The sequence below is a fragment of the Corticibacter populi genome, assembly GCF_004217315.1.
Classification (GTDB): Bacteria; Pseudomonadota; Gammaproteobacteria; order Burkholderiales; family Burkholderiaceae_C; genus Lampropedia; species Lampropedia populi.
The window spans coordinates 1,007,760-1,032,549 of record NZ_SGWR01000001.1; the positions used below are offsets into that span (position 1 = coordinate 1,007,760).

At 59.2% G+C, this 24,790-nt stretch carries 39 protein-coding genes and 1 tRNA gene; 31 read left to right on the top strand and 9 right to left on the bottom strand.

The features are described 5' to 3' along the window. Positions 1–48: 48 nt before the first annotated feature. The 4 genes from EV687_RS04530 to EV687_RS04545 are packed head-to-tail and all read right to left on the bottom strand — an operon-like array spanning position 49 to position 2,769. Positions 49–825, bottom strand: a complete 777-nt coding sequence (locus tag EV687_RS04530; protein ID WP_122226640.1) for an ATP-binding protein — start codon at positions 823–825, stop codon at positions 49–51. Beyond that, a complete protein-coding gene (locus EV687_RS19025) occupies positions 822–1,724 on the bottom strand; it encodes a hypothetical protein (protein WP_207226374.1) in 903 nt (300 codons plus the stop codon). The genes EV687_RS04530 and EV687_RS19025 overlap by 4 nt, the downstream gene beginning before the upstream one ends. 2 nt (positions 1,725–1,726) lie before the next feature. Then, a complete protein-coding gene (locus EV687_RS04540) occupies positions 1,727–2,470 on the bottom strand; it encodes a hypothetical protein (protein ID WP_122226641.1) in 744 nt (247 codons plus the stop codon). Further along, positions 2,467–2,769, bottom strand: a complete 303-nt coding sequence (locus tag EV687_RS04545) for a hypothetical protein (protein ID WP_122226642.1) — start codon at positions 2,767–2,769, stop codon at positions 2,467–2,469. The genes EV687_RS04540 and EV687_RS04545 overlap by 4 nt, the downstream gene beginning before the upstream one ends. A gap of 27 nt (positions 2,770–2,796) precedes the next feature. Between EV687_RS04545 and EV687_RS18890 the strand changes: the two genes are divergently transcribed. After that, positions 2,797–2,937, top strand: a complete 141-nt coding sequence (locus EV687_RS18890) for a hypothetical protein (RefSeq protein WP_162846545.1) — start codon at positions 2,797–2,799, stop codon at positions 2,935–2,937. A gap of 217 nt (positions 2,938–3,154) precedes the next feature. Here EV687_RS18890 and EV687_RS04550 read toward each other — a convergent pair whose 3' ends face one another. Continuing rightward, complete coding sequence (locus tag EV687_RS04550) at positions 3,155–3,721, bottom strand: hypothetical protein (protein WP_130466448.1); 567 nt, start codon at positions 3,719–3,721, stop codon at positions 3,155–3,157. A gap of 74 nt (positions 3,722–3,795) precedes the next feature. Here EV687_RS04550 and EV687_RS04555 point away from each other — a divergent pair, with 74 nt between their 5' ends. Beyond that, positions 3,796–4,074, top strand: coding sequence for a hypothetical protein (locus EV687_RS04555; protein ID WP_122226643.1), 279 nt, complete (start codon positions 3,796–3,798; stop codon positions 4,072–4,074). 59 nt (positions 4,075–4,133) lie between these two features. Here the strand turns inward: EV687_RS04555 and EV687_RS04560 are convergent, their stop codons facing one another. After that, positions 4,134–4,376, bottom strand: a complete 243-nt coding sequence (locus EV687_RS04560) for a helix-turn-helix transcriptional regulator (RefSeq protein ID WP_122226644.1) — start codon at positions 4,374–4,376, stop codon at positions 4,134–4,136. An 82-nt stretch (positions 4,377–4,458) separates the two neighbouring features. Between EV687_RS04560 and EV687_RS04565 the strand changes: the two genes are divergently transcribed. The 4 genes from EV687_RS04565 (at position 4,459) to EV687_RS04580 (ending at position 6,787) form a co-directional block, all read left to right on the top strand. Continuing rightward, positions 4,459–5,208: a S24 family peptidase gene (locus EV687_RS04565; protein WP_122226645.1), complete on the top strand. Its 750-nt coding sequence runs from the start codon at positions 4,459–4,461 to the stop codon at positions 5,206–5,208. Continuing rightward, complete coding sequence (locus tag EV687_RS04570) at positions 5,208–5,648, top strand: thermonuclease family protein (RefSeq protein ID WP_122226646.1); 441 nt, start codon at positions 5,208–5,210, stop codon at positions 5,646–5,648. The genes EV687_RS04565 and EV687_RS04570 overlap by 1 nt, the downstream gene beginning before the upstream one ends. A 166-nt stretch (positions 5,649–5,814) precedes the next feature. After that, a complete protein-coding gene (locus tag EV687_RS04575) occupies positions 5,815–6,393 on the top strand; it encodes a Panacea domain-containing protein (protein ID WP_122227204.1) in 579 nt (192 codons plus the stop codon). 91 nt (positions 6,394–6,484) lie between these two features. Then, complete coding sequence (locus tag EV687_RS04580; RefSeq protein WP_122226647.1) at positions 6,485–6,787, top strand: hypothetical protein; 303 nt, start codon at positions 6,485–6,487, stop codon at positions 6,785–6,787. A gap of 99 nt (positions 6,788–6,886) precedes the next feature. On the opposite strand, the gene EV687_RS04585 is transcribed toward EV687_RS04580, so the two are convergent. Next, on the bottom strand, positions 6,887–7,087 hold the full coding sequence (locus tag EV687_RS04585; RefSeq protein ID WP_122226648.1) for a hypothetical protein: 201 nt from the start codon (positions 7,085–7,087) through the stop codon (positions 6,887–6,889). A gap of 430 nt (positions 7,088–7,517) precedes the next feature. Then, positions 7,518–7,907, bottom strand: coding sequence for a hypothetical protein (locus tag EV687_RS04590; RefSeq protein ID WP_122226649.1), 390 nt, complete (start codon positions 7,905–7,907; stop codon positions 7,518–7,520). Here EV687_RS04590 and EV687_RS04595 point away from each other — a divergent pair. From EV687_RS04595 to EV687_RS04670, 19 genes are all read left to right on the top strand, one after another. Further along, positions 7,906–8,097, top strand: a complete 192-nt coding sequence (locus EV687_RS04595; RefSeq protein WP_122226650.1) for a DUF1508 domain-containing protein — start codon at positions 7,906–7,908, stop codon at positions 8,095–8,097. The two genes, EV687_RS04590 and EV687_RS04595, sit on opposite strands and share 2 nt — an antisense overlap. Positions 8,098–8,286: 189 nt before the next feature. After that, positions 8,287–8,775, top strand: coding sequence for an HNH endonuclease (locus tag EV687_RS04600; protein ID WP_162846546.1), 489 nt, complete (start codon positions 8,287–8,289; stop codon positions 8,773–8,775). A gap of 545 nt (positions 8,776–9,320) precedes the next feature. Next, positions 9,321–9,572, top strand: coding sequence for a hypothetical protein (locus EV687_RS04605; RefSeq protein ID WP_122226652.1), 252 nt, complete (start codon positions 9,321–9,323; stop codon positions 9,570–9,572). 23 nt (positions 9,573–9,595) lie between these two features. Further along, a complete protein-coding gene (locus EV687_RS04610; protein WP_130466449.1) occupies positions 9,596–9,871 on the top strand; it encodes a hypothetical protein in 276 nt (91 codons plus the stop codon). A gap of 180 nt (positions 9,872–10,051) precedes the next feature. After that, positions 10,052–10,381 (top strand): hypothetical protein, encoded by a 330-nt coding sequence (locus EV687_RS04615; RefSeq protein WP_130466450.1) that lies wholly within the window; start codon positions 10,052–10,054, stop codon positions 10,379–10,381. A 144-nt stretch (positions 10,382–10,525) separates the two neighbouring features. Further along, positions 10,526–10,625: transfer RNA gene (locus tag EV687_RS18895), tRNA-Ile, on the top strand. Positions 10,626–10,917: 292 nt separating this feature from the next. Continuing rightward, on the top strand, positions 10,918–11,277 hold the full coding sequence (locus tag EV687_RS04620; RefSeq protein WP_122226655.1) for a hypothetical protein: 360 nt from the start codon (positions 10,918–10,920) through the stop codon (positions 11,275–11,277). A gap of 408 nt (positions 11,278–11,685) precedes the next feature. After that, positions 11,686–11,892 carry a hypothetical protein gene (locus tag EV687_RS04625; RefSeq protein ID WP_130466451.1) on the top strand — a complete coding sequence of 69 codons (207 nt, stop codon included), beginning with the start codon at positions 11,686–11,688 and terminating at the stop codon, positions 11,890–11,892. Further along, positions 11,889–12,218: a hypothetical protein gene (locus EV687_RS04630; protein ID WP_130466452.1), complete on the top strand. Its 330-nt coding sequence runs from the start codon at positions 11,889–11,891 to the stop codon at positions 12,216–12,218. Before EV687_RS04625 ends, EV687_RS04630 begins: the two co-directional genes overlap by 4 nt. Before the next feature lie 12 nt (positions 12,219–12,230). Then, positions 12,231–12,383, top strand: coding sequence for a hypothetical protein (locus EV687_RS18900; protein ID WP_162846547.1), 153 nt, complete (start codon positions 12,231–12,233; stop codon positions 12,381–12,383). Continuing rightward, entirely contained in the window at positions 12,380–12,541 is a 162-nt protein-coding gene (locus EV687_RS18905; protein ID WP_162846548.1) for a hypothetical protein, read from the top strand. Before EV687_RS18900 ends, EV687_RS18905 begins: the two co-directional genes overlap by 4 nt. After that, positions 12,538–13,995 carry a hypothetical protein gene (locus EV687_RS04635; protein ID WP_130466453.1) on the top strand — a complete coding sequence of 486 codons (1,458 nt, stop codon included), beginning with the start codon at positions 12,538–12,540 and terminating at the stop codon, positions 13,993–13,995. Before EV687_RS18905 ends, EV687_RS04635 begins: the two co-directional genes overlap by 4 nt. Beyond that, on the top strand, positions 13,992–14,747 hold the full coding sequence (locus tag EV687_RS04640) for a phosphoadenosine phosphosulfate reductase family protein (protein ID WP_122226658.1): 756 nt from the start codon (positions 13,992–13,994) through the stop codon (positions 14,745–14,747). The genes EV687_RS04635 and EV687_RS04640 overlap by 4 nt, the downstream gene beginning before the upstream one ends. Next, complete coding sequence (locus tag EV687_RS04645) at positions 14,735–15,688, top strand: dATP/dGTP pyrophosphohydrolase domain-containing protein (protein ID WP_242612465.1); 954 nt, start codon at positions 14,735–14,737, stop codon at positions 15,686–15,688. The genes EV687_RS04640 and EV687_RS04645 overlap by 13 nt, the downstream gene beginning before the upstream one ends. Further along, complete coding sequence (locus EV687_RS04650) at positions 15,685–16,107, top strand: hypothetical protein (protein ID WP_122226659.1); 423 nt, start codon at positions 15,685–15,687, stop codon at positions 16,105–16,107. Before EV687_RS04645 ends, EV687_RS04650 begins: the two co-directional genes overlap by 4 nt. A 169-nt stretch (positions 16,108–16,276) precedes the next feature. Further along, positions 16,277–17,248, top strand: coding sequence for a YqaJ viral recombinase family nuclease (locus EV687_RS04655; protein WP_162846549.1), 972 nt, complete (start codon positions 16,277–16,279; stop codon positions 17,246–17,248). 2 nt (positions 17,249–17,250) lie between these two features. Next, entirely contained in the window at positions 17,251–18,117 is an 867-nt protein-coding gene (gene recT, locus EV687_RS04660) for a recombination protein RecT (RefSeq protein ID WP_122226661.1), read from the top strand. 80 nt (positions 18,118–18,197) lie between these two features. Then, a complete protein-coding gene (locus EV687_RS04665) occupies positions 18,198–19,091 on the top strand; it encodes a recombination-associated protein RdgC (protein WP_122226662.1) in 894 nt (297 codons plus the stop codon). A gap of 57 nt (positions 19,092–19,148) precedes the next feature. Next, entirely contained in the window at positions 19,149–20,153 is a 1,005-nt protein-coding gene (locus EV687_RS04670; RefSeq protein ID WP_207226375.1) for a translocation/assembly module TamB domain-containing protein, read from the top strand. Positions 20,154–20,173: 20 nt separating this feature from the next. Here the strand turns inward: EV687_RS04670 and EV687_RS18910 are convergent, their stop codons facing one another. After that, positions 20,174–20,311, bottom strand: a complete 138-nt coding sequence (locus EV687_RS18910) for a hypothetical protein (RefSeq protein ID WP_162846550.1) — start codon at positions 20,309–20,311, stop codon at positions 20,174–20,176. 308 nt (positions 20,312–20,619) lie between these two features. Here EV687_RS18910 and EV687_RS04675 point away from each other — a divergent pair, with 308 nt between their 5' ends. The 6 genes from EV687_RS04675 (at position 20,620) to EV687_RS04705 (ending at position 24,285) form a co-directional block, all read left to right on the top strand. Further along, complete coding sequence (locus EV687_RS04675; RefSeq protein WP_242612466.1) at positions 20,620–21,117, top strand: class I SAM-dependent methyltransferase; 498 nt, start codon at positions 20,620–20,622, stop codon at positions 21,115–21,117. A 28-nt stretch (positions 21,118–21,145) separates the two neighbouring features. After that, positions 21,146–22,072, top strand: a complete 927-nt coding sequence (locus EV687_RS04680; RefSeq protein WP_122226666.1) for a UvrB/UvrC motif-containing protein — start codon at positions 21,146–21,148, stop codon at positions 22,070–22,072. A 12-nt stretch (positions 22,073–22,084) separates the two neighbouring features. Next, positions 22,085–22,396 carry a DUF551 domain-containing protein gene (locus EV687_RS04685; protein WP_162846551.1) on the top strand — a complete coding sequence of 104 codons (312 nt, stop codon included), beginning with the start codon at positions 22,085–22,087 and terminating at the stop codon, positions 22,394–22,396. A gap of 301 nt (positions 22,397–22,697) precedes the next feature. Beyond that, on the top strand, positions 22,698–22,922 hold the full coding sequence (locus EV687_RS04695; RefSeq protein WP_130466455.1) for a hypothetical protein: 225 nt from the start codon (positions 22,698–22,700) through the stop codon (positions 22,920–22,922). 59 nt (positions 22,923–22,981) lie between these two features. Continuing rightward, positions 22,982–23,191 (top strand): DUF4224 domain-containing protein, encoded by a 210-nt coding sequence (locus EV687_RS04700; RefSeq protein ID WP_122227208.1) that lies wholly within the window; start codon positions 22,982–22,984, stop codon positions 23,189–23,191. Beyond that, a complete protein-coding gene (locus tag EV687_RS04705) occupies positions 23,191–24,285 on the top strand; it encodes a tyrosine-type recombinase/integrase (RefSeq protein WP_122226670.1) in 1,095 nt (364 codons plus the stop codon). The genes EV687_RS04700 and EV687_RS04705 overlap by 1 nt, the downstream gene beginning before the upstream one ends. The last annotated feature ends 505 nt before the right edge of the window (positions 24,286–24,790 follow it).

Sequence of the window (24,790 nt, forward strand, 5' to 3'; positions counted from 1 at the left end):
CCAGCGCATTCACCGCGATCAGCCACCACCCAATGATTTCCGCAAAGCTCATGCAGCGGTCCTCCGGTGGCTCTCCCATGTGAACGGGACAACTGCACCGCCATCCTCACGAATACGGTCCATGACCCGCTCCCCGACGAAATCTCGCACTTCATCGAGTGACAGGTTCGACAGCATGATCGTCGGCTTGCGCAGCTCGTAGCGCTCGTTCAGGATGTCGAACAGGATGTTCTTCTCAAACTCCGATCCGAACTGAACTCCGACTTCATCAAGGATCAGAAGGTCCGGAAACACCATAGACTCGATCACCTGAGACTCCGATGGACCGCCGTTACGCCCCCATGAGTCCTTGACCAGACGCACAGCCCTGAGCACCGTCGTGAACAGCACCTTTGCGCCATGACTCCGCATGGCATGCAGACCGATGGCCGTGGCCAGGTGGGTTTTCCCTGTCCCTGGCTTACCCAGAAAGAGCGCACAGCGCCCCGTAGCAGTCACGCCCTCGAAGCTCTCGGCGTACTCGCGGGCAAACGCCACTGCGGCCTTCTGCTCCGGGGTGCGGGCCACATAGCCATCGATGGTGCGATCGTGGAACCTCGGCGGGATGCCCGCTCGATCGAGCTTGGCTTGCCATCTTTGAGCCGCCATCTTCTCGTTGTGCGCACGCTGCGTCGCTTCGTCTTGCGCCTTCCTCTCGGATTCGCACGTCGGGCACCCAAGCCACGCATTGCGCAGATAGCACCGGCTCATGTACTCGCCGTGCACATCGCAATGCGCCGTTTTTTCCTTCGGCGGGTTGTGCACTAAGCCGTCCAGATAGCTCATACCAGCATCACTCCTTCGCCATAATTTTTGGATTCGAAGTCATCACGCTTCGGGACCTTTCGCTTTGCCGCACCTCCGGGCGGCGGCATGGCGGCGGCGAGCCACTCAAGCGGCTGCAGAGGTTTCTCGCGGAAGCATTCGCGGAGCTTGTTGATGAGGGCCTCGTCTCCGTAGGCCTTGCGCAGTCCTCCGAGGAAAGATCTGGCCTGACGGTCTGGCGTGCCGGCATTGGTCAGCAGTGGGACCCCATAGCCGAAAATGATTTCGTTCGGGTCCGTCAACTTTGGCGGCTCGCCGCCCGTACCGATAGGTACGGAATATGGAGACGGAGACGGAGACGGAGACGGAGACGGAGACGGAGACGGAGACGGAGACGGAGACGGAGACGGGGCAGTGCCAGAATCTGCTACTAGCGTGCCACTGGCACTTTCGGGCACTGCCACATGAGTGCCAGTGGCACTTTCTGGCACTTTGCTGGCTTCCTCAACTGGTGCCGCGCCGATGCGTTCGGCATATTCGGGCATGCGCCTGGCAGCCTCGTTGCGTCCGTACTGTTTGCACAACGCGGCCCAACGGGACTTTTCCGATCTGGCTTCAGATCCTGCTGCCCATGGGTTGTGGTCCTCCCAGTCGTGGATGGATCTGCACATCTCTTGTCCGTCGAGAAATCCAACCTCAACCATGGCACAAACGAACGCGCCGTCCTCGCCGTCCCAATCGACGGCGAGCTCAATATCCTCGTCTGACAAGCCGGATAGATCGCCGTCAGGCCGATTGGCTGACGCCCACAGGAACAGGTAGATGCATGCGAGTACGCCGTCAGCCTTGAGTCGGCGTTTCAGCTTCTTGGTTTTTGGGTGCGATGGAAGTGCCACCGAGATTCGTGCGTCGGTAGCCATGCTCATGCCACCTCAGAAAAAAAATCGCACAGTTCAATGCCAAACACAGCAGCCCACGCGCCGGCCGGCCATGCTTTCACAGTTCCGTACCGCGGGTCCTGGACTTCGGCGGGCTTGATTCCGTACTGCTTGCACCATCGGCGCAATTCGACATAGGCGTTCTTTGCGAACCTGCTGTTCGTGGCCCGCTCCACTGCGATGATCGTGGCATGCCGAGTGTTGTGGCCAAGCTCATGCTGCAGTCGCGTCGCTTCACGCTTTGCCGCAGCGGCAGTTGCCATGGCAGTTGCTTCTCGCCGACTTCCAATTAGCGCCTTGGTCCGAATGGCTTCATCGCGCTCAAGTGCCAGCGCCTCATTACGATCAGCCATGTCTGCAGCAAGGCGCAAAGCTTCTGACAATGTCTGCGGGATCTTTGGCGCCAGCGCAGCCTCGAGCGCAGACATACGATCGAAAACCTTAGCCTGCAGCTCGTAGCTGTAGCTCATTGCCATCAAGCACGCTTCGCGCTTTGGAAAGCTATAGATCGAGCGCGAGCGCACCGCGTTGTTCACTGTGTAGGAAGCGGTTCCAAGGAATTTTGGGGCGGCTTCGCCCAACACCTTTGGAACCTTGCCCATGAAACTGTCATGACGTAGCTCGGCTTCATCCTCGCCGCGCTGGCTGTTGATGAACTCGACCAGCTCCAGGCTAGTCATGGTTACGGCTGCAGCACCGCCGCCAGCAATACTGATGATGCTGGTCATACCCCAACTCCTTCAGGCTCCTCAGCCTTTTTTTGTCCAGAACTGAACCAGTTCCTGGCCAGCGGTGAGGCTTTCTTTTTGAGCACCGCGGCCTGATGATTGGCTTTCACCTCACTCATCGTGACGCCCTCGAAATACAGCAGCAAGATGTCTCGGATGACCTCAGATTCGCCAGTCCCAAGCTCTCGAGCCAGGTCTTCAACCCGGTCTTTCAGCAAGTCCGGAACGCTGGTCTTGAGCGTGTGACTGTTTTTGCCAAGTGGACTCGACATAGGCCGTGAGAACAAAAAATCAGTCATAAGCGACAACCCCAGAAAGAAATCAAAATGGACAAAGACTTGGAGCTTGTGCGTGCCTGGTGCGCGTACTGGATTGCCGGAGCAAGCCACGACAGCGCCTACTGGGCGCTGACCGACCTGCTTGGGCCTCAAACCAGCGAGCGGCTGGCACGACAAGGACTGCTGTGATCGTGGCCGAAAAGGACGCGAAAAATAAGGCCAGCAGCTGCTGGCCCCAGCCAGACTTGGCGGCGAAGGGGGCCTTCCTACAATGACGATTCCACTCAATCACCATAGGAAGGGCCTTTGCCATGAAAAAAATCCTGTTCACATACGACCTGAACAAGGACTCGCCGTCAGACAAATGGGGGCGGGTTCGAGAAGCCATCATTCGAAAATTCCCCACTCATTGGTGCAGGTTGACCACGACATGGATCGTGGAAACGCAGCTATCGGCAGTACAGATGCGGGACTGGCTGGCCACGCTTCTGGACTCCAACGACGAACTGTTTGTCGTGGACATCACCGGCTCCGATGCTGCCTGGCTCGGGATCGACGCCAAAGGCGCGACATGGTTGCGCGAAGTGCTCAACCGCTGATCCACGTCTGGCAGGCCCAGCGCGGCTCTTATCAGCCATGCATCGCGCTCGCCGCAAACGATGACCGCGTCGCCCCGCAACAAGCTCCCAATGTTTTCGGAGCTCAATGGCGTGCCTGCTGGCAATGTGATTTGCGTGAGCATCTCTCCGCCCTCCTTTCCTGTGCCTGGTTGCCAAGTGCGCAAAGCAGCCTTGGCGGAATCGATAGCCGCAAGAACACCGCGCACATCCATCTGCCACGATGTTTCAGGCGACAGTTGCAAGTCCGGCCTGTCGGTCAACGTGCAGCCGCCGATGAACGCGAAGTCGCGCTCGCAAAGGCCAAGCGCGTGCAGTGCGAGCTGCACTGGAGTCATTGGTGGCAGCTCATGCATCTACGCACTCCTTTTGCTGGGAGAGCTCGGGCCAGATCTGCAACCGGTAGATATCAAGAAAATTGAAAGTGCACATGAGCAATTCACAGCAAAAAATCAACGAGGCGGTCATTGCGACCCTCCAGAGGCATGAGGCAGAGTTGCAGGCGATGAAGGCGCTTGCCGCCGCACTGGTGGCGACGCATCCGGATCATCCAAAACTCCTGGACAGCTATCTGGAGCAAATGGATGCAATAGCCGACGCTCTAGATTCCGACGCAATCCCTCGGTATCGAGCAGCCATCCATTTTTTTCAAGCACTGATGCTCGCGCCCGCGCCGGGCGACCAACTGCGTCCAGCAGAGCCAGACTAGCCGCCGCCGCAGAACGCTCCAAAGCCTGCAGCGCCACAATGGCCTGTTCGTTGGTCATATCACACCCCCTCTACTGCTTGTTTGGCGGGCTCGGGCAGGGGTTGCAGCCCGTAGAGCTGGTCTAGGGACAAATCCAACCCAAGTGGACGGAGCGATGCAACCAGCCTCTTCGCGGTCTCGATGGATGGTGACGCTTCACCCCTCTCGAATTGCCCTATCGCACCTTGAGTGCATCCAGCAAGGCGAGCCAGATCTACTTGGGTCAAACCAAGGGTCGAACGAATAGATTTGATGGTGCTCATGCCTTGATAGTAGCATTGCTGCTTCTATTTTGCAACAGCACTGCTATTTTGATTTTCTAAGTAGTTGCACTACTGTTGCACCATGTCAAAACGCAAGGTCACACCCGAGACTCTGGAAGAGTCGGCAAAGCTCAGGACTCTTTGGGATCAGCGCAAGCTAAAGCTGGGTCTAAAGCAAGACACCTTCGGTGAGACGTACAAGGTTGGAAACCAAAGCGCTGTTGGTCAGTTTTTGCGGGGCGTCACACCTATTAGCCTGAAGGCCGCCATTGGATTTGCAAAAGGCCTTCAATGCGAAATTTCCGACTTCAGTCCTCGCCTAGCTGCGCAAGCAAGCGAAATTGCGTCTGCCGTCGATGCATCGATGATCGACGTAGGGCCTCAAGGTGATCCACCTGAATCTTCTGAAGAGCGTCCAAAGCTTCGTCGCTATAGAGTGAAGTTCTCCAACGGAGTAGGCGTCGGAATCGAAGAGGACAGCGAGATGCCACTGGTCGAGTTCGATGCATCTGTACTACGAGATTTCGATGTAACACCGAGAACAGGCGTGGTGGTTGGATACACAGGAGACAGCAATTCGCCAACCATTCCAGACGGCGGCGGTCTTGCCGTTGTTCTCCTAGAGGCAGAAGCACGTATCCGCACCGGCAGATTTCACGCCTTCCGGCTCGGGAATGATTTGCTTTTCAAGCGCCTGATGAGGCTTCCAGACGGATCTCTGCTGGCTACATCAGACAATCCAAAGTACCCGCCGATCGTGATCGACAAGAAGCGCAAGTCTGAGTTCGACCTCATCGGATACCTACGTGGAATTTGCATCAAGATTGACTGATGCCCCTCCCCCTCCTACTCTGCCTAGTTGTCGGCATAGCCGACGGCGACACGCTGACGGCCCGCTGCGGAGAGCCAGGTGCTTATGAGCAGGTGCGCGTGAGGATCAGTGCGATCGATGCTCCAGAGAGCAAACAGCCGTTTGGCACCGTGTCTCGACAATCGCTGGCAGGGCTCTGCCACCAGCAGGAAGCCAAGATCACCGACCGCGGGCGCGACCGCTACAAGCGCATGATCGCCGACGTTGAGTGCCAGGGCCAGGACGTGGCGTTGTACCAGGTGCGGCTGGGCATGGCCTGGGTGTACGACCAGTATGCCAAGGGCTATGCGTGGCTCTACCCGCATCAAGAGGATGCAAAGGCCAACAGGCGTGGCCTTTGGGTTGATCTTGACGGCGGCACGCCTCCAGTAGCGCCTTGGGAGTGGAGGAGGAAGAAATGATCCACCCTTCACATCGCTAAGAGCGCGCTCGCACACTGCCAAGACTCCGTGGCGCGCATTCAGGCATTGAAAAGTAGTCGAAAAATTAACATCCAAAAACCAACGGTGCTTTTTTGATATCGGAAATTGGTGGCAACTAGTGGGAATTGGTGTGACAATCGCGCGCATGACGAACCCATCACTGTTCAACGAGAAGCGCACAGCTCAAGCTGCAGCCTTCCTGCTGCACCGTGCTGGCGGTCGCCTGCCTCTATTGAAGCTCATGAAGCTGATGTATCTGGCAGAACGCGAGTCACTGAAGGAATATGGTGAACCCATCACCGGTGACAAACTCGTCGCGATGCCGCACGGCCCAGTGCTGTCAATCACGTACAACTTGATGAACGGCGCCCTTGATAGCCAACAAGGCGGTTGGGAGTCTTGGATGGAAGATCGAGCCGGCCACGATGTTGCTTTGCGTGACGAAAGCAGAATCCGCTCGCCTGAACAGGATCTGCTTGAGCTCAGCCAAAGTGACTTGGATGTGCTGCAGGGCGTTTGGGAGAAGTTCGGGCACATGAGCAAGTGGGACATTCGGGACTACACCCATCATGGCGGTTGTCCAGAATGGGAAGACCCCAACGGCTCAAGCCGTCCTATCCCTATGACAACGCTTTTCAAGGCGCTGGGGTATTCTGAAGAAGGTGTCCGCTCGGCCATCGAGCACTTGCGCGAGCGCGAGAATCTTGGGCATGCCTTCGGCTGAAGTACCGTGGACATGCCAGCAGGGGTCTTGCTTGCTGGTTCCATCCGGTCCGGACAACAGGAGCCACCTCTTCACGATTGCGCTCGGACCTATGAAGATCGAGGGCTACGGCCCCCACGATCAAGTTCTGATGGTCAGCGTCACCAGCGTAAAACCTGGCTTAAAGTACGACGATGCTTGTCTATTGAAGGCTGGTGATCACCCCTTTATCCGGCACGATAGCTATGTCTACTATCGTGATCCCCGGATAGAGTTGGCCAGCAAAGTCACAGAAAATGTACAGATAGGGCAGTGGGTCGCCAGAGAACCCTGCAATGCGCAGGTAATGGCTCGCGTCTTGGATGGCTTCCAACGCTCAAGGCTGCTGCCAAGGTACGTGAAGAATTTGCTTTGACCAGATAAGAACACCATCTCAACCAGCCCGCCCCGAGCGGGCTTTTTCATGCCTGGCCGGAATTGCTTGCCCAGGACCTCGTGAATCTGCATGGGAACGTCAGTCCTTAGCCTCCGGGTTCTGGATCAGCCAGGCCTTGCGCCGCAGCTGTCGCCCAACCTCTGACATCCGCGTTGCCACGCGCTCAAGACGTGCGGCCTGCTGCAACATCTCTACCAGGTCGGATGTTGCCTCGTCGGCCTGCAGCGCCCTCTCGTACTCCAGCAGCTCATTTGCCCATGCGACAAGTGCCGATCGCATGCGACGGTCCACCTCTGTCGATGACGGCCGCGTTGGCTCTGGCGGCGTAGGCGGTGTGTTGATATGACCGAATGACATCTACCAATGATGCCACCCGCTTAGCTCAAATACCGTAGGAGCCCGCCCTGCCTTGGGCTACGATGGATGTTCCCCAACACCATCGCCAAGGAGGGCGAGTATGAACGTCTGGTACAAACTTGATCTTGGCAATGGCATGGATGCCTTGCCCAAAACGCACGAAGTGGAGCGCGAGTTCACGTCACTGTTCCTACTCAACAGTTCGCGACCAACAGGGGCAATGTTGTTCTCCCGGTATGACCTGGAGCGCGACAACGTAGAACTATTCTTCAATCCACAAGCCGCAGACATTGCCGTCCGGCACAACGCGAAACCCTGCGATAAACCAACCCCGAACGCGTACCGTATCAGCTTACTGTGCGCCGATAGTGATGGCGGCCTGCTTGCGAATTTCCCCAGCCAGAGCGCACCATAGAGGAAACGCCCTGTTCTCCACAACCGTTCCCAAAGGGAAGCCTTCAACAACACCGTTGAGGTAGAGCTTCCACACTTCGCCGCTTTGGGACCGCAGCTCGAACAGCAATTCGTTATCTAACATCACATCCTCCACACCCGCACCTGCGGGCTTTTTTGCGCCATTCTCCTCATCTGCTGAGTGGAGCTCTCCAATGAACTGCGCTGACGCCATCGCCAACGCACGCTTCTTTGCTTCCTCAGCGGAGGATGCAACAATATGAAACACGAAGCTAGAGCCTTCGTACTTGTACTCAAACCCGTAAGTTTTCAGAGAGGAATCATTCATGGCAACAGTCACCTATCCGTGCTACATCGAAAGAAAAGACAATCAGGGCCAGTGGTACTGGATCTACTACGCAAGCAACGGCAAGGCCATTGCCCGCAGCAGCGAGAGCTACCACAATCACTCGGACTGCACTCACTCCATAACCCTGATCAAAGGCTCGTCCAGTCACCCGACCTTCTACTACGACTGACCGGGAGCCATCCCACCAGCCACCAAGCCGCCCACGGGCGGCTTTTTTGCGCCCTGTTGGGCGATGAGGGGGATTATCGCGCAAAAAGTAGCGTTGCTGTTGACAAAACAAAGAAGCATTGCTACTATCCACCCATTGACACACGAACCCCAGCAGACGGATGTGGAAGCTGGAGCAAAGGACGATGGCATGGGCAACAACACGACGATCAGCAGAGCACAGCTTCTTGAGGTGCTGCACTACGACCAAGAGACGGGCATCTTTTCTTGGGCAAAAAGCATTGCAACCAAAGTCAAGACAGGCTCCATTGCCGGCCACATCTCTGCCGATCAGTACCAGAGGATCGTCATCTTCGGACGGAAATATCTCGCCCACCGCCTTGCGTGGCTCTATGTGCACGGCGAATGGCCAGATGGACAGATTGACCACATCAACCGACAGAAGAACGACAACCGGTTGGCCAATTTGCGGTGCGTGAGTTGTCTGAAGAACCAGCACAACAAGGGCGCATACGCCAACAACAAGAGCGGCACTCCGGGTGTGCATTGGCACACGAGAGATCAACGCTGGCGCGCCGTGATCGGGGTCAACGGACGGCGAGTACGACTCGGATCGTACATAGATCGTTCTGCAGCAGAAGCGGCTTACCAGCAGGCAAAGGCTGTCTATCACGCTTGACTGGATTCTTCCCGACAGCCCTTAGTGAGGGCTGTCGAGAGGAATTCCTCTGCCAACACACCGGCCTCGACGGATTGCTGAAAGGGCCTTGATAGCGAAGGGCATCGCAGGTGTGGCCAGTACCCGGAATGTTTCCGAAGGGCTGGCACGGTGTCATGGGTGGATGTGCATCGCCAGGTCTACCGCCAGGGTCTTTAACAACCAATCCCCGCGGATCAGTCGTCAAGCATTTCTTGACAACTGGCAGCGACCGGCCACTCGGCCGGCACGTAGTGGGGCGCATGCCGGTAGCGCAGTCGTAGCTGACATACCCGGATGAGGCTGACCAGGGCCAACAACAGCAACCGGTCAACGGCGGGTATCACGGCGGTCGTGCTCTATCCCGTTGCTCCCTTGTGAGGGCTGCATGCCGGCAACACAGCCGGAAGAAATGCAAGAACACACGCATCGCAGCCCTGAGTCGTAGATGGGCCGCCAACCCGGAGCGCATCCGGGGTAATTCCAAAGCCTCGCGGGTCGGGGTTTCGCAATTACAGGAGGTTGAGATGACCAGAGAAGACATCCGTGAAATCAACGCATCGGCGCGCCGCGCATTCGGCGCTGACATCAGCATCATGGTTGCGCGTTGCAAGGCCTGGGGCAACGACGACAACTGCATCCTGGTGCAAGGAGAACGCCACCACGATGCAACTGCGGGTTTTGCCAGGACGGCGCGCGGCGCAAAGATCACGGCCGACCAGTCGCCGGGGTTCATGGGCTCGCCCGCTCGGACATACAGCAAGGTCGTGTGGGCATGACTCGTCAATACGGACGGCCTGATGTGAGCTACGAAACGTGGTACTCGGACTGGATGAAGATGCTGGCCAAGCAGCATACAAGAGAGGAGCTGGAGCGATTGCTATATGGCGCCAGGCACGACGTGCAGAAAGCGGCGCAGCAACACATTCGAGCCGTGCAGAAATCGCACTCAATGGGCGGCAACTCGATGGCAAGGGCACATGGGCGAAACAGAGTAGAGGCAAGTGGCGAGACCGCAATTGCGATCACGGGCGCCATCGAAATACACGAGCTTTTCCCCGAGCATGCAAAACAGTAAAGCGCCGCGAAACGCTGTCTAAACACGACTGCGGCTGACTCCGGGGTACAGGCTTGGCGTTGTGGCCCGCAAATGTCAAGGTGCGCTGACCTGCCAGCGAGGGCATCAAACCAGGGCGCATTCGGGGTCAAACCAGAGCATCGGGAGCCGGTGCTGCGGTTTGATCAACAGGAGGACAGCATGAACAACGCACAAGAAATCTACCGTCACAACCACAGAGGAATCCGCGCGCTTGCTCGCCACGAAGCGCTCCCTGAGAAGCGGAGCAAATGCATCCAAGAGGCGTGCGCTTCCCGATTGTTCTGGGACGGCGACAAATACAGCCGGCCTGCCCATCCTGCTGCACGCGCTGCACGGCAAGCGCTCATAGATCGGACCTGCCGCATCGATTGGGTACAGAGAGTGCTGGATGTGTTCGGTGCAAAAACTGACCCGGCCGTACTCAAGGCCGCGTGCGTACTGCGGCGCGCGTCGTACGGAGCCTACAGAAACGGCCGGCTTCCTGCCTGACTCCAACCTGAGCACACCAGGCAACCAAGACCCGACCTGCGCGGGTGTGCGCAGCAGGGCCATCAAGAGTGCGGATTGGTTGAAAACCGTGAGGCAAAAAGGCTACGGCCCGATTGAAGCCGCAGTAATCCAGTCCGCACCCTTGATGGTATAGCTCAGTGGACAGAGCGCCCTATATGTGGGAGACGGGAGAAAGGCCCGTGCGGCTGCAGCCGTGGCGCCGGTTCGAGTCCGGCCACCATCAACCCAAACCAAGGGCGCACGCCCGGAAGTCACGTCCAGCAGGAGCCTGGAGCTGGAGAGCGTCACCGGCAAGAATTAGACGGCCAGACAGGAGAAATCCTGCGTCTGCAAGCGGTTGCTGGTAAGCCGATCTTGCCCCCTACCATGCGGAGTTATCAGACGCGAACCACCGAGCGCAGGACATGGGATGAACACACCGGGCGCCCGGTGCTGTGGTGACAGGCCGGAGAGACGGCCACCTAACACCGAAGCGAGAGCGCCCCCGCAAGGGGAATACACTGGAGGAATTGACTATGCAAACCACCATCGATGCCATTCGTGATGCGCACGCCGCCACGATGCGCGCCATCCATCAGGCTAATCGCGACTTCGGCAACAGCGGGGGAATCGCTGTAATGCTGCACCGACTACAAGAGGCAGGCTTGGAGCTAAAAGCGGCGGAGAACCAAGCCGTCCGAGCGAAGTCCCGGCGCGACCTACTCGCTTCTCATCCAACACAGACCCCCGAATATTGGGAGCGTCTGGCCTTAGATGAGCGAGCATTCGCGGAAAGTGACCGTCTCATGCGAACTGGATCGGTTGAATCGATCGAACTGCACATTAAAAACGCAGAGCAATACGAAGCGAAAGCAAAGGATTTGCGCGCTGCCTGACATGCCGGCTCTGGTGGGGGGAGAGTGAATGACGCCGGGCGGCAACCGGCACGAGCAGCGGCAATACACGATACGCCAGCATGAGCCGAGGGTTCAGTCCACAGGCAAGCAACAGTGCATTCTCATTCGTGTGACATCTCGGAGAGACGGGCTTTTTCGAGTGTGATTTGTTGGGCGGAATGCCGTAGCCGGTGAGGCGTGGAAACAATCGGGCGGATACATCCTAGGCGGGGATTAGGTTCGCCGCTGCTATGAAAACATGGGCCAGCCCAGTGCTGGTGTAGCGCCCAGCACGCCCACCAAATCGCATTCAAGTATCTATTCACGCTGACCAGTTCCACATAGGGACGAGAGCGCGAAGTATCTATTCATCAAGCCCCACATGGGGCTTTTTTCATGGGGAAAGAAATGCAATTCACAGACTTCTTGCGTGACAGTGCCCGATCTTTCCACTGGAAAGTGGGTTGCATCGATGGCTATGCCGGGCTGGTCTTTGTCCCGCAATGGCCCATCGGATCAGCAGAGTGCGACGCACAGCGAGCAGGACACCAGCACGGCGCCGAGATGCTGCGCCGCGAGGTTGATGCTGGCATCGATCAGTTGGTGGCTGCATGAATACATACCCCGACTGGATGACCGGCGACGACCTCGCCGTCGAGGCAGAGCGGCGCGAGACGGCCGCTGCAGACCGTGATACTGCACTCGACCGCCGCGCCGAAACCCTGCTGGGGATCGACTGGTCACGCCCGATCTACCGCGACGGCCCGAGCATCGAAGAGCTGACAACTTGCATGCCGGACGACTACTACGCGGCATGCAACCGCATCAACGCGGCAGTGCTCAACGACGAGTCGCCAGACCCAACAGACAAACACGCCGCCCGGCAGATGCTGCTGGACGAGATCAAAAACCAACTGACCGCCCAAGAGGCGGTTTTTTAATGGGAGAGCGACATGGATAAGACCATCGACCGCATGCGCACCTACGGCGGGTCGTTTGCCAAGGCCATCGCAGAGGCCTGGATTCGCGCTGACGCGATCAACAAAGAGCGGCTGCAGGATGCGTTCCCGGAGCTGTTCGAGAGCTATGCCATGGAGGGCGCATGACAGCGATCAAAACCCTGGCGCTGGTCATTGCCGGCGCTCTTGTGCTCATCGCTGCTGCGTGTACGGCGCAGGGCGATGCTGCTGCTCAGGATGTTGTCGCGGCTCTTGTTGTCGAGGCGGAGAGCGGAAAGTGGGAAGAAGGAAGGGACACCAAATGACCAACAAACAAGCACCAGCAGCACCCAAAGTGCCGAGTGGCTGGCCGACCGACGATGATGTCCGAGACGCTTACAAAGACGCGTTCGACCTCACGCCGGCCGGTAGCATTTGGGCGAACCTAGGCGTACTGGCAGAAGCACTGCGCCAACGTTTTCCAATCGCAGTAGCAGAGGCGGCGCCGCAGCCTGCGGGAGAGTCGGCCAATGTCGTCTACCGCTGGCGTGCGATGGACAACTCGGGATTCTGCTACGGCGGCAATCCGCCTGACGATCTGCCGCAGAGCGCATGCCTGACCGCCTACTACCGACAACCCGACCAATTTCGCGCGGCCCTGTTCGAGATCAGCGCCACTGGCAACATGACGGCCACGCCGAAGCAATTCGCCCGGCATCTGCAAAAGATCGCGCGGGATGCACTGGCCGGCGCTGCTGTAGAGCGGCCTGCGGGAGAGTATCCGCCGCTGCCCGACCTGAGCGCAGACAGCGAAATAATGCTGGAGATCGTGCACTTGCACGAAGTGCCCAACAGCAACGTCGCACGAATCCACTTCGCCGCAGAACGAGGAATCAGCCATTTGCTGCGCGCCTACGTCGATGCAGACCGCGCAGCGCGTGGGCAGGCTCACCCCCCGAGCGGCGGCGCGCTCCCCACTTGGGAAGAGGTGCGCCACTGGCTTGCGCTGTTTGTTGCGGGAGCAACCAGTAAGGCTCCAAAAGACTGGTACAACGCGCTGGACCAAATTTTCTGCGACGACGCGCCGCTGGGCGCATGGCGCAGGGCGATGGATGCTGGGCAAGCTCAACCTGTGGGCGGGGATGATGGGTTGCCAATCGAGCTGCGGGGCATCCAAGAGACGGTGGCCGAGGGTCGCGGCGTCTGGCGCTCTTGCTCAGGTTGCCACGAACTGGACGAAGGCCACGATACCGGCCCTCGTAGCAAAGTGTTCGGCTGCGCCCTCGGCGTTGGCTGCTCTGAATGCGGCGGCATCGGTGCAGTCTGGGATACGACCGACTACGGCGCGATGGGCGATGCGCTGGCCGACAGCATGGCCAAGCCCCAACCATCCGGTAGCGGCGCTGATGGTCTGGATGCAGCGGTGGACAAAGCGTGGTCGCGGTTCCAGTCGGCTATTGCGCCGACCGACGATGAACTGGAGGAGTTCGCAGCGCGCTACGCGGATGAGCAGGGCTGCATCCATGGTGACTCGCATGCGGACATGGCCAGGGCGCTACTCGACGAGTTTGCAAAACGGCATCTGTTTGCATCCCCCGACGACACTCAGCCCCAGCCAGCCGGGAATGCCGGAGAGTTGTTGAGCGATGCGGCCATTGAAACGCTGGCAAAGCAGTACGACTGCCACAGCGCGCCAGGGTTTAAGGGGTTTGCACAGGAAGTAGCTCGTCGTGCCGCTCTCGCTGCAAAGCCAGCCGCTCACCAGGTGGAACAGAAATGATCAGGGCCGTCGTTCCGGTAAGTGGCGGCAAAGATAGCCAAGCCGCACTCAAACTGGCTGTTGGTCAATTCGGCGTTGAGAACATCGTTGGTTTGTTCTGCGACACGCAGAACGAACACCCGATCACATATGCACACATCGAGCGCCTACGCACTCTCTACGGGGCCCTGCGGATCGACACAGTATGCGCAGGGTCCGTTGAAGAAAAGTGCATCAAGTACGGACGCTTCCCCGGCGGCGGTGCACGGTTCTGCACCGACGAACTCAAGATCGTGCCGACGAAGAAGTATTGCAAGGCTCTTGCCGAGTCTCTGGGGCACGGCTTTGAAGTCTGGTACGGCATGCGCTCGAAAGAAAGCCCGGAGCGCCAGCGCCGATATGCGGGCAAGGTCTGCGACGAGTTGTATGCGCCGCATGAAGTCCTGCCGAGCAAGTACCCAAAGTACCTCGCCGCGCTGGGCGTGATGTTCCGGCTCGCAGTGCTGGACTGGACCGACGCGGACGTAATGGCATTCCTCGAGGGCCAGCACAACCCGCTCTACGACGCTGGATTTCCCCGTGTCGGCTGCTTCCCCTGTGGCGCGTCGGGGGACCGATGGAAGGAGAAAGCCTTCCAGCACGACGATTTTGGCAAGCAGCAATACATCAGGGTCCAAGACATCGGCCGCCGCATTGGCAAGTCGATCTGGACATCTAAGGGCGGTCAGGCTCGGAATCAAGAATTCGAAGGATGCAATCTATGCGAGATTTGAAAAACGACACTCCACAGGTGGAAGGAGGGGCAGAGCCGATCAAGATCATGCGCTGGAACCCGCTTCCAGGCCTCGGCGGCATGAACCCAGCAGCGAACGGGCTGTACGTGCGCTACGAGGATCACGCCGCCGCTCTCGCCGCCCAGGGCCAGGAGGTCCAGATCAATCAAGCTGTCGACAAGGCATGGGATCACTTCGAGGCCGTGATGGACAAGGGCACGTACTTGCCGCCACCTGGCATCCATGCCGCAGTCCACTACGCAGGATTCCTGCGCCGCTTGGCACACAAGCAAACAGAGCCGACGAAGGCCGGAGCTATCGCCAATGCGGCCAGCATGATCGATGTGCTGCTGCAGGAGACGCGCCGGCTGCATCGGGAGCTGATCGACGCCCAGGGCCGGGAGGCAGAGCCGAGACCCTTCGACTTCGCGGCCCACCTAGCCCGCCAAGCCGAATTCAGTGCCCGCACCTTCGGCCCTGGTCAGCGCACGCAAGGCGTGTGCGACCACATCCGCAAAGAGTTGCGCGAAATTGAAGCCGCCCCCGATGACTTGTCCGAGTGGATCGACGTTGCCATCCTCGCCCTCGACGGCGCGTGGCGCATCGGGGCTACGCCCACCGAAATCATCGCGGCGATGGTCGCCAAGCAGACCAAGAACGAAGGCCGCCGTTGGCCCGATTGGCACACGGCTGACCCCAGCAAGGCCATCGAGCACGACCGGGGCGACGAACACTTGCCCAGCGCCCAGGCTGATGCGGACAAGCGGGATGCGCAGCGGTATCGCTGGCTGCGCGACGGAACCATCGATGAGGATGGAAACATCAACGACGAAATCCACGTCGCGGTTGATAGCCCGGAATGGCCCAATCAGTGGGCGCTTGTTGCTCAAGACCTTGACGCCGCTATCGACGCCGCCCTCAAGAAAGGCGGTGCAGCATGAGCCGCTACCTGATCGCTCACATCGGCCACACGACCCGATCACACGAACACATCCACTGGTGGCGGCCCGACAGCCGTGGATACACGTTCAGCATCGAGCATGCTGGCCTCTATAGTGAGTTCGAGGCGCGCGCGATCTGCCGTCACGGCACTTGCATTGCGGTGCTCAAAGAGCACGTCGAAAAGCTGGCGCGCAGCACCCCTTACTACCGGCGCAGCGACGGCAATCTCGAGCCGCTCTACGACCTCGCAAGACCGGGCGTTGTCCCGAACGGCAAGGTCGAATGGGTGGCCATTATGGCTGCACGCATGGACTGCGGCAGAGTCGATAAGCCGACGCCGCGCACGGCGAGTAAGGCCCGCGCGATCTACCTGCCGGGCTTGCCGGCCCGCAATGAAAAGGAAGGCAGTACCGCATGAAACCCATCCGAAGCACAGCCCCGCCCTACTCCCTGCAGAGCCCGGCTTTCCGCTACACCCCGGCAGACCGGACGGACATCAGGGAAACATTCAGACGAATCCGGCAGACAAGCATGCCGATGTTCAAACAGGCCCGCCAGTGAGCGGGCTTTTTGTTGGAGAAATAGCAGTGAACGGAATCATAAGAGATGAGCTGCAGACCATTGAACAAGGCCATGACCGATCGAAGTTTCTCGGTGGCAGCGACATTGCGGCGGTCCTTGGCCTGAGCCCATGGAAAACGCCTGTGGATCTGTGGCGGGACAAGACGACGCCGCGATCCGAGGGTCAGAGGAAGCGAGTCTTCGCCCGCGGCATTCGCTGGGAGTCCGTCGTTGCAGAAATGCTGGTCGAGCGCCTGAAGGCCGACGGTCACACGGTTGAAATCGTAGGAACAAACAACCGCTATCGTGACCAAGAGCACACCTTCATGGCGGCCGAGATCGACTTCGAGATCAAGCTCGATGGAGAGGAAGAGATCACCAATGTCGAACTGAAAACCGTGCATCCTTTCAAGATGCGCGAGTGGGGCGACTCGGACAGCGACGACATACCGGTGCACTACACAGCGCAGGTCATGCACGGACTGGGCGTCACTGGACGCCGCAAGGCCATCCTCGCAGCTCTGTTTGGTGCTGACGAGCTACGCGCCTATCCAGTCGATCGAGACGATGAGACCGTCCAGGCCTTACGACAACGCGGAGCCACTTTCTGGCGCGATCACGTTCTGACCGGAATACCGCCAGAGCCGATCAACATCACTGACACCGAGAAGCTGTTCGGGGACGACGGCGCAGAGAGCATGCCCGCTGATCCGATGCTGACGGAATGGCTCATGCGCATGCGCGCAATTCGTGCAGAAATCAAAGCCCGCGAGGCTGAGTACGAAGCTCTGGAATTCCAGACTCGACGCGCCATGGGATCCACAACACACGTCCTCATGCCGAACGGCAAGACGGCGGCCGAATGGAAAAAACGCAGTGGATCCTTCCTGGATCAGGCCGCACTCAAGGAAGCTCACCCAAAGCTGGTGAAGGAATTCACTCGCAAATGGGACAAGCGCGTGTTCACGCTCAAATCGTTTGACACCGAAGGAATCTAACCATGTCCACACAAGCACTCAAAGCCGCGGCGACCGGCGCCGTAGCAACCGCGAAGCCGCAGACGCTGGCGACGCTCATTACTGCCGACAGCATGAAAAAGCAGTTTGCAGCAGCACTGCCAAAGCACATGACGCCCGATCGCTTCACCCGCGTCGCGCTGACCGAGCTTCGGAAGGTTCCAAAGTTGATGCAGGCCGACCCGCAGTCATTCATGGGCGCCATCATGCAGTGCGCACAGTTGGGTATCGAGCCTGGCGGCGCGCTGGGGCACGCCTACCTGCTACCGTTCGAAAACCGACGCACTGGCAAAACCGAGGTGCAGTTCATCCTCGGATACAAGGGGATGATCGACCTGGCACGACGCAGTGGGAAGATCGTCAGCATCGAGGCACGCGCCGTCTACGAGCGCGATGAATTCAGCGTCACCTTCGGACTCAACCCAGACCTGCAGCACAACCCTGCATGGGAAGACGCAGAGCGCGGCGATCTGCGCGCGGTCTACGCAGTTGCGAAACTCCAAGGAGGGGGCGTGCAATTCGAGGTCATGGGCCGAGCAGAAGTCGAGCGGATCATGCGCGAATCTCAGGGATGGAAAGCGGCAGAAGCCACTGCCCGCAAGTACAACCGGGAGCCCAATTCTCCATGGCATACGCACTTCGATGAGATGGCCAAGAAGACCGTGCTGCGCCGGCTGTTCAAGTACCTCCCTGTGAGCGTCGAGTACGTTGAGGCTCAGGAGCGCGAAGACCGCGACAGCATGATGGCCGACATTGAGTTGCCGGCAGATGCCGTCTATGAAGTGCCGAGCGAACAGCAAGAGGCCATCGAAGCGCAACCAACCGTCGAATCACAGGAAGAGCCGGCATGATCGCCACTGATGGCGGAAGCCATCTTGTAGCAGCACACAGCCCGCAATCGCGGGCTTTTCTTTTGTCTCCAGAGGAAACCATGTTCCAAAACCTGCTGATCTACCGCCTGCCCGAGAACTGGCAGGCCGACCTGACGGACGCCGAAGGCGCCCTCGCGAAGAGCCCCTTCGTGCCCTGCTCGGCCACGCAGGAGAAATCCTCCGGCTGGGTGCCGCCGCGCGGTGATGCCCATGGCCCGCTGGTCGAGTCCATCGACGGACAATGGATTCTGCGCTTCGCCACCGAGACCAAGATCCTGCCGGCCTCGGTGGTCGAGAGCAAGGTCGACGAGAAGGTCCAGCGCATCGAGGCCGAGAGCGGCCGCAAGTCCGGCAAGAAGGAGCGCCGCGACCTCAAGGACGAGGCTCGCCTGGAGTTGCTGCCCATGGCCTTCACCAAGCGCCAGGGCACCTGGGTGTGGATCGACCAGGCCGGCCACTGGCTGGTCATCGATGCCGGCAGCCAGGGCCGCGCCGACGAGATCATCACGGCACTGGTCGAGCAATTGCCGGGCTTCGCCCCGCGCCTGCTGCAGACCGAGCAGACACCGGCGGCCGCCATGGCCGACTGGCTGAGCGAACAGGCGGCGCCCGGCAGATTCTCGCTGGACAACGAATGCGAGTTGAAAAGCACCGACGAGACGCGCGCCGCCGTGCGCTATGCGCGCCATGCACTGGAGATCGAGGAGATCCGCCAGCACATCCAGGCCGGCAAGCGCCCAACCCGTCTTGGCATGGGCTGGAGCGATCGTGCCAGCTTCGTGCTGACCGAGGCGCTGCAGGTCAAGAAACTGGCGTTCTCGGATGCCGTGTTTGAGGGCAAGAGCGATGGCGACGACCACTTCGACGCCGACGTGGCGCTCACCACCGGCGAGTTGCGCCTGCTGTTGCCGCAGCTGATCGAGGCGCTGGGTGGCGAGATGCCGCTGCAATAAGCACGCCACTGATACCAACACCCAGCGCCCATGAGGCGCTATTTTTGTGAGAACAACATGTCCAAGAAATACGAATTCGTACCAGGCGACGAAATCACTATCGCGCCCGGTCGCACTGTAAAGCGGATCCGCGCGCTGGTTGCGATCGCGACACTCGGCATAGTGCCTGGCGATCTTGGCGGATACGTTGAGTCGGAGGCCAATTTGGCGCAGGTGTCCGGCAATGCGTGGGTGTCCGGCGATGCGCAGGTGTCCGGCGATGCGTGGGTGTCCGGCAATGCGCAGGTGTACGGCGATGCGTGGGTGTCCGGCAATGCGCAGGTGTACGGCGATGCGCGGGTGTCCGGCAATGCGCAGGTGTCCGGCAATGCGTGGGTGTCCGGCAATGCGCAGGTGTACGGCGATGCGCGGGTGTCCGGCAATGCGCAGGTGTCCGGCAATGCGCAGGTGTACGGCGATGCGCGGGTGTCCGGCAATGCGTGGGTGTCCGGCAATGCGTGGGTGTCCGGCAATGCGCAGGTGTCCGGCAATGCGCAGGTGTCCGGCAATGCGCAGGTGTCCGGCAATGCGCAGGTGTCCGGCAATGCGCAGGTGTACGGCGATGCGCGGGTGTCCGGCAATGCGCAGGTGTACGGCAATGCGTGGGTGTCCGGCAATGCGTGGGTGTCCGGCAATGCGTGGGTGTCCGGCGATGCGCAGGTGTCCGGCGATGCGCGGGTGTCCGGCAATGCGCAGGTGTCCGGCAATGCGCAGGTGTCCGGCAATGCGTGGGTGTCCGGCGATGCGCAGGTGTCCGGCAGAGGCCTCATCTTTTGGGCCTCGATTGTCGGCACCGAAAACGGCACGCTGACGGTCTACAACGCCAAGGACGACACGCTGCTCGTCACGCGGGGATGCTTTTCCGGCACGGTAGATGAGTTCCTGGCGAAATCAGCCAAGGTGCACGATGATCGGATCAAGCGCGAGTATCAGTTGCTGATCGAGGTTGCAGCATCGCGGATCGAAGCGGCGCTCGCCGAAACGGCAAAGCCGGAGGACGCGGATACAGCAAAGTCGCGTTGAAAACGAATTGGAAATTGCCATCAGCCAATAGCGCCCTTGAGGCGCTTTTTTTCATGGAGCAACATATGACCAAGATCAGCAAATCCAAGCAGTTGCAACTCGATCGTCAGCAGCGCCGCGAGGCCCGCGACAAGAAGCGAGCAGAGGATGCGGCGCAACTCGATCGCCTGAAGAATCGAGTCGCAGAAATGTCAAAGCGCCCCCCCCCCAGAGCTTGCGGCATGGGGGTCTGTGCGAACGCAGGCGTTTGTAAAGGCCCTCACGCTCGCGCAGCACAAAGCATCGCTAAAGACGATCAAGCCTGGCCGTCTCGCGGAGTTTGTCGCCACGGTCGATCAAATCGGATCGCTACCGCTGTCGCGCTGCCACGAGATCGCTCGGCTCAGCGACACGGCGGCCCATCTGCATGCACCGGAGTGATGCCATGGTTGCAAGCGTGCTAGATCCATGCTGCGGAGGACGGATGATGTGGTTTGACCCCTCTGACCAGCGCTGCCTTTTTGGCGATGTGCGTGACGAGACAGTCAGCGTCACTGACCGTTCGCACCAGGAAGATGGCAAGCGCGTCATCGAGGTTCATCCTGATGTGCGGTTCGACTTCCGGGGAATGCCGTTCGACGACGAAACCTTCCATCTCGTTGTGTTCGATCCGCCGCATCTTGTCCGGGCGGGCAGGCGCAGTTGGATGGCAGCCAAGTACGGAAAACTCGGCGCGGACTGGCGCGACGACATGCGTCAGGGATTCGCCGAATGCTTCCGCGTGCTCAGGCCGCACGGCGTGCTGATCTTCAAGTGGAACGAAACGCAGGTGCCAGTTGCGCAGGTTCTTTCCTGTACGAGTGAGAAGCCCCTTTTCGGTCACCGCTCAGGGAAGCGCAGCGGAACGCACTGGATGACATTCATAAAAGGGTCCGCTATCAAGCGCACTCCACCAGCACCACAACCAACAACCAGCCCGGCATGACCGGGCCTTTTCATATGCGGAGGACTGCATGACCCAAACACCAAAAGGCCAGATCGCACGCGAGGGCCGTGTCTGCTTCCAAGATGCCAGCGTCTCAGTGTGGGAGGAAGGCTTAGCCGAAGCGAGAAATTCTGGCGGAATCAAAGGCGCTGACGCTTGGGAACTGGCTTTCAAACGCCAGGTGTTCGCACGCATCATCCAAACGCTCAACAAGATCGGCTGGACCGTGGCGCCTTGGGAGGATGCGCCAAAGTACCGCGCCATCGCTCTCTCATATCGCTCATGCCACAAGGGCGACCTGAAAGGCGAACTGTCGATCAGTGGACGCCACATCGAATTCAAGATGTGGCAGGACGTGACCCCTTCTGAGAACCGCAACGGGGGCCGCTACGACTTCCACAAGGAAGCGCGCATGCCCTACCTATTGAGGCTGGAGATGGAGCGCACGCGCCGGCGGATTCGCGACTACCTGTGCAACGTGTTCTCGGGCTACCACTTCGATCCGCCGCGCGACCCGCCGATGGGACTGATGGGTCTCACGGCCGATGAAACGGCTCGCCATAACCGGATGACCTGTGGTCACTACAGGCCCGCGCTGGACCGCGCCGAAATCAGCATGGCTTCCAACGCCATCGCCGCCGACGGGGGGACCATCGAGCATGGTTCACAGGTTTGGGCGCTGGACCCCAAGGGCCGCGTGATCACCGGGACGGCGTACCACTACCTCAACAGCACATGGCAAATCGTCACCGGCCGCTATGGCCTGACGCATTGCTTCACGCATGAGATTTTCACCGGCCGGCCCGAAGGCCTGCGCGTGAAGCGCAACGAGCGCGCGCGCCGCAAGCGCCTGGAGGGCGAGCTGGCCAAGGCCATCAAGGCCATGAACTACGAACGCGCCGCCGTGCTGCGCGACATCCTTTATCCCGACGGCCAGCACCTGAAAGCCGCATGAATGGACCCCGTCATGACCGACACACAACAACCCGAGGCGCTGAGCTGCGCTGAAACGCTTGATCTGCTTGCGAAATGTGATGACATCGCGATCCTGCAGGAGAGGATTGATGCAGCCAGACATCAGCGCTGGCTGCCTATTGGTACTGCCCCAAAAACCAAAGACATAGTGATTGCAACAGACGGCACCAAGGTCTATCAATCACGGCGAGATGTACATGCCAATAGCAGCCGGAACAGGTACAAGAGTGCAGGCGGGGCATACATCATTGCAACCCACTGGATGCCTCTACCAGACCCGCCATCGGCAAACGATCCTGCATAAATCCAACCAGATTAAGCACCATATTCGAGACATTGTGGTGCTTTTCTATAAACAACGTACTGAATATGAGTCTTTACTACAAATCAAAGGCATCCATCGCGGTGACTCACTTGCCGACCGGCATCAGTGAGCACGCTGACGGGTATCGGAGCCAGCACGCAAACCGTGATGCCTGCCTGGTCAGGATCAAGAGCAAATTGGCATTGAGCGCCACGCATCCTCTGCCCATGCGGGCATCGTACGAACTGCCCAGCAACGAGCAATGTCCGGACGATCTCACACAGCACAGAAGGTACGCAAAATGACGGTCATGACACACGAGCAGCAGATCCGGCTGATAGCCGCGGAAACCATGGGAGTGCCGGTCTCTGAGGTCAGCGACGATACGCAGATCACCGACTGGCGCCACATGACCATCATCAACGACGAGACGTGCATCGCGCTGCAGATCAACATCAGCGCGTCAGATGCTGCGCAATGCCGCACCGTCGGTGACTACATCGCGCTGGTGCGCGGTAAGCGCTGAGCATATCAGGATCAATCAGGCCGCCCACATGGGGCGGCTTTTTCATGGAGGGATTGGAGATGGCAGCATTTCTGACTGCAGATGAAGTCGCCACACTCACCGGGCGAAAATCAAAAAGTAAGCAGATTGAATGGCTGCGCCAGCAAGGTGTGCCGTTTCGAGTCACTGCGACAGGGCATCCTGCTGTTTTGTGGTCAGCCGTTGACGCTACTGCCAAAGTACAGGCGCCAGTTGCTACTTGGTCTCCTCGCGTCCTGGAGCATATCTGATGGGCAGAAAGCCAACCCGCTGGACGAACTTGCCAACCGGCATGCGTGCTCGGCCGCGCGGCAAGAAAATCCATTACTACCTAGACACAGGATCCAAGCCGCGCCGGGAGATCCCTCTTGGCTCCAACTACATCATGGCAGTGGCCAAGTGGGCCGAACTGACTGCGAAGCCAGTACCTGTGCGCGGCACATTCGTAGAGGTTTGGGATAAGTACAAGAAACTGAAGCTACCCGACAAAGCCCCTCGAACGCAGAAAGACAACCTCGCCGAAGTGGAATACCTGCTGCGGTTCTTCGGCAATCCGCCCGCCCCGCTGGATAGCATCGAGCCGGTGCACATCCGCCAGTACATGCGCTGGCGGTGCGGCCTTGCCAAGAAGGATGCCGAGGCAAAGAACGAGCTGCGTCGCAAGCAAGGCAGGCCACTCATGGAGATCCCTGCCAATATCGGTCATGTTCGTGCCAACAGGGAAAAGGCGCTGTTCTCACACGTCTGGAACTTTGCGCGAGAAGAAGGCTATACCAAACAGCCCAATCCCTGCGCAGGGATCACAGGCTACCGTGAAGAGGGCCGGGACGTTTATGTTGACGACGACCTGATGGATCGGGTGATGGCGGTTGCTGGCAAGCCTTTGCAGTTTGCGCTGCGCCTAGCTGAAATCACTGGTCAAAGGCCTGCTGACGTGCTTCGCATGTCCGAGGCGGACATCGCGGGCGGATTCCTAAACGTCAAGCAGGGCAAGACAAAGGCCAAGCTGAGGATAGCGATTCAAGGCGAACTGGCCACACTGCTAACAGAGATCCAAGCATACAAGAAAAGCCACCAAGTGCACGCATTAGCCATACTTGTGAGTGAAACAGGTCAACCCATGACCTATAACGCACTGCGGAACCGATTCGATGCCGCTCGGGACCGCGCTGGTATTGACAAGGGATCATTCCAGTTCCGAGATCTCCGAGCAAAGGCTGCTACCGATGCGGATGACGTCGCTGACATCAAGACCGCGCAGGCTATGCTTGGTCACACGACTGAGGCAATGACGGCACACTACATCCGCCATCGCGTCGGGAAAAAGGTGAAACCAATCCGCTAAAAACCTGTTCCGCAAATTCACTCAAAAAGGAAATATCCATTGGAGAAATATGCCAATACGTCCATGTTATGCGGAACAGAAAGATACTATAAAGTATTGATTTACAACATTTTCATCGCGGAATCATAATCCGCAGGTCCCCTGTTCGAATCAGGGATGCGCCACCAAAAATCAAGGGCTTGCAGGTCATTCTGCAAGCCCTTTTGTCATTGTTTGCGCCATGGCATTTTCGAAGCGCCCGGGGCCGGCAATGAGGCGCCTCTCGCGCCGGACTTGGCCTTCTCAGCGGCAGCGGCCTGGCCCGCCTGCTGTAGGCCCCGGCCAGCGTTTTCGCGGCCGAGGCTGACGTGCCGTCTCGCCGTACGCCCGCTTCCGGCCGGATGTAGATACGCCCACACTCCTTGTTGCAGCAGGACGGGTGCCGCAAGGGCGATGGCCATGGTTGCCGGTGCGCGCATGGTGCCCGGTGGGGAAGGCTTGCAGGACCTCCGACACCGACCAAGCT

Bases quoted from the DNA above. Each gene is read 5' to 3' on its own strand.
- EV687_RS04530 (WP_122226640.1), bottom strand. From the start codon at position 825: ATGAGCTATCTGGACGGCTTAGTGCACAACCCGCCGAAGGAAAAAACG.
- EV687_RS19025 (WP_207226374.1), bottom strand. From the start codon at position 1,724: ATGGCTACCGACGCACGAATCTCGGTGGCACTTCCATCGCACCCAAAA.
- EV687_RS04540 (WP_122226641.1), bottom strand. From the start codon at position 2,470: ATGACCAGCATCATCAGTATTGCTGGCGGCGGTGCTGCAGCCGTAACC.
- EV687_RS04545 (WP_122226642.1), bottom strand. From the start codon at position 2,769: ATGACTGATTTTTTGTTCTCACGGCCTATGTCGAGTCCACTTGGCAAA.
- EV687_RS18890 (WP_162846545.1), top strand. From the start codon at position 2,797: ATGGACAAAGACTTGGAGCTTGTGCGTGCCTGGTGCGCGTACTGGATT.
- EV687_RS04550 (WP_130466448.1), bottom strand. From the start codon at position 3,721: ATGCATGAGCTGCCACCAATGACTCCAGTGCAGCTCGCACTGCACGCG.
- EV687_RS04555 (WP_122226643.1), top strand. From the start codon at position 3,796: ATGAGCAATTCACAGCAAAAAATCAACGAGGCGGTCATTGCGACCCTC.
- EV687_RS04560 (WP_122226644.1), bottom strand. From the start codon at position 4,376: ATGAGCACCATCAAATCTATTCGTTCGACCCTTGGTTTGACCCAAGTA.
- EV687_RS04565 (WP_122226645.1), top strand. From the start codon at position 4,459: ATGTCAAAACGCAAGGTCACACCCGAGACTCTGGAAGAGTCGGCAAAG.
- EV687_RS04570 (WP_122226646.1), top strand. From the start codon at position 5,208: ATGCCCCTCCCCCTCCTACTCTGCCTAGTTGTCGGCATAGCCGACGGC.
- EV687_RS04575 (WP_122227204.1), top strand. From the start codon at position 5,815: ATGACGAACCCATCACTGTTCAACGAGAAGCGCACAGCTCAAGCTGCA.
- EV687_RS04580 (WP_122226647.1), top strand. From the start codon at position 6,485: ATGAAGATCGAGGGCTACGGCCCCCACGATCAAGTTCTGATGGTCAGC.
- EV687_RS04585 (WP_122226648.1), bottom strand. From the start codon at position 7,087: ATGCGATCGGCACTTGTCGCATGGGCAAATGAGCTGCTGGAGTACGAG.
- EV687_RS04595 (WP_122226650.1), top strand. From the start codon at position 7,906: ATGGCAACAGTCACCTATCCGTGCTACATCGAAAGAAAAGACAATCAG.
- EV687_RS04590 (WP_122226649.1), bottom strand. From the start codon at position 7,907: ATGAATGATTCCTCTCTGAAAACTTACGGGTTTGAGTACAAGTACGAA.
- EV687_RS04600 (WP_162846546.1), top strand. From the start codon at position 8,287: ATGGGCAACAACACGACGATCAGCAGAGCACAGCTTCTTGAGGTGCTG.
- EV687_RS04605 (WP_122226652.1), top strand. From the start codon at position 9,321: ATGACCAGAGAAGACATCCGTGAAATCAACGCATCGGCGCGCCGCGCA.
- EV687_RS04615 (WP_130466450.1), top strand. From the start codon at position 10,052: ATGAACAACGCACAAGAAATCTACCGTCACAACCACAGAGGAATCCGC.
- EV687_RS04620 (WP_122226655.1), top strand. From the start codon at position 10,918: ATGCAAACCACCATCGATGCCATTCGTGATGCGCACGCCGCCACGATG.
- EV687_RS04625 (WP_130466451.1), top strand. From the start codon at position 11,686: ATGCAATTCACAGACTTCTTGCGTGACAGTGCCCGATCTTTCCACTGG.
- EV687_RS04630 (WP_130466452.1), top strand. From the start codon at position 11,889: ATGAATACATACCCCGACTGGATGACCGGCGACGACCTCGCCGTCGAG.
- EV687_RS18900 (WP_162846547.1), top strand. From the start codon at position 12,231: ATGGATAAGACCATCGACCGCATGCGCACCTACGGCGGGTCGTTTGCC.
- EV687_RS18905 (WP_162846548.1), top strand. From the start codon at position 12,380: ATGACAGCGATCAAAACCCTGGCGCTGGTCATTGCCGGCGCTCTTGTG.
- EV687_RS04635 (WP_130466453.1), top strand. From the start codon at position 12,538: ATGACCAACAAACAAGCACCAGCAGCACCCAAAGTGCCGAGTGGCTGG.
- EV687_RS04640 (WP_122226658.1), top strand. From the start codon at position 13,992: ATGATCAGGGCCGTCGTTCCGGTAAGTGGCGGCAAAGATAGCCAAGCC.
- EV687_RS04645 (WP_242612465.1), top strand. From the start codon at position 14,735: ATGCGAGATTTGAAAAACGACACTCCACAGGTGGAAGGAGGGGCAGAG.
- EV687_RS04650 (WP_122226659.1), top strand. From the start codon at position 15,685: ATGAGCCGCTACCTGATCGCTCACATCGGCCACACGACCCGATCACAC.
- recT (WP_122226661.1), top strand. From the start codon at position 17,251: ATGTCCACACAAGCACTCAAAGCCGCGGCGACCGGCGCCGTAGCAACC.
- EV687_RS04665 (WP_122226662.1), top strand. From the start codon at position 18,198: ATGTTCCAAAACCTGCTGATCTACCGCCTGCCCGAGAACTGGCAGGCC.
- EV687_RS04670 (WP_207226375.1), top strand. From the start codon at position 19,149: ATGTCCAAGAAATACGAATTCGTACCAGGCGACGAAATCACTATCGCG.
- EV687_RS04675 (WP_242612466.1), top strand. From the start codon at position 20,620: ATGTGGTTTGACCCCTCTGACCAGCGCTGCCTTTTTGGCGATGTGCGT.
- EV687_RS04680 (WP_122226666.1), top strand. From the start codon at position 21,146: ATGACCCAAACACCAAAAGGCCAGATCGCACGCGAGGGCCGTGTCTGC.
- EV687_RS04685 (WP_162846551.1), top strand. From the start codon at position 22,085: ATGACCGACACACAACAACCCGAGGCGCTGAGCTGCGCTGAAACGCTT.
- EV687_RS04695 (WP_130466455.1), top strand. From the start codon at position 22,698: ATGACGGTCATGACACACGAGCAGCAGATCCGGCTGATAGCCGCGGAA.
- EV687_RS04700 (WP_122227208.1), top strand. From the start codon at position 22,982: ATGGCAGCATTTCTGACTGCAGATGAAGTCGCCACACTCACCGGGCGA.
- EV687_RS04705 (WP_122226670.1), top strand. From the start codon at position 23,191: ATGGGCAGAAAGCCAACCCGCTGGACGAACTTGCCAACCGGCATGCGT.